The 413-nt window shown below is 75.5% G+C and carries 1 pseudogene; it reads left to right on the forward strand.

Annotated elements, in window-relative coordinates:
- Nucleotides 1–413: pseudogene (locus tag LPA54_RS40380) on the forward strand (hypothetical protein); the annotation flags it as partial.

Below are 413 nucleotides of genomic sequence, written 5' to 3' on the forward strand. Positions count from 1 at the left end.
CCTTCACCCTGGGACTCTCCTTCCACTTCTGGACCTGGCTGACCGGGGCGCTGCGCGGGCCCGCCGGGTGGAGTGCGTGGCTGGGGCTGGGCGTGCTGTGGGCGGTGATCCTGCTGTGCCACCAGTTCTCCGGGGTGGTGGCCATGGTGGGCGCGGCCGCCACGGTTGTCGCGGCGCGCCCCGTGCGCGCGGTGTGGCCCCGGCTGGGCGCCGCGCTGCTGCTGGGCGTGTCGGTGCTGGGGGCGTGGCCGTACTACGACTTCTTCGCGCTGGCGGACGCCGGGGAACGGCTGGAGACGGTGCACCGGGTGCTGTACGCGCACCCGGTGGCGCGGTTCGGTCTGGTGCTGCTCGGGGTGGCCGCGCTGGTGGGGCGCGGGCGGCGCGACCACCGGGACCCGCTCGTGGTGTTC

Source organism: Streptomyces sp. DH12, assembly GCF_020873895.1.
In the GTDB taxonomy this organism is placed as follows: Bacteria; Actinomycetota; Actinomycetes; order Streptomycetales; family Streptomycetaceae; genus Streptomyces.